Below are 281 nucleotides of genomic sequence, written 5' to 3'. Positions count from 1 at the left end.
AGGGACTCGAACCCCCAACCGTTTCCTTAGGACGGAACTGCTCTTCCATTGAGCTACAGAGGCTGGCCCACCCACTCTAGCGGCGGAACGGCTCCAGGAAGGCCCGGAGCTCGTCGACGAACAGCCCCGGCTGCTCGAACGCCGCGAAGTGCCCGCCCCGGTCGAGTTCGTGGTGGTACACGAGGTTCGTCGTCCGCTCGAGCCACTCCTTCGGCGCCCGCACGAGGTCCCGCGGGAAGATCGAGAACCCGGACGGCACCTCGACCCGACGCTCGAGCTGC

Annotated in this window: 1 protein-coding gene; it reads right to left on the bottom strand. The window is 67.3% G+C overall.

The window, feature by feature from the left end; genetic code table 11:
• Positions 1-76: 76 nt before the first annotated feature.
• On the bottom strand, positions 77-281 hold a 205-nt coding region (locus BIV03_RS05150), incomplete at its 5' end, for an alpha/beta fold hydrolase (protein WP_368086571.1).

The sequence above is a fragment of the Curtobacterium sp. MCBA15_016 genome (genome assembly GCF_001865105.1).
GTDB lineage: Bacteria > Actinomycetota > Actinomycetes > Actinomycetales > Microbacteriaceae > Curtobacterium.
This window is presented reverse-complemented; position numbering and strand designations above follow the sequence as displayed.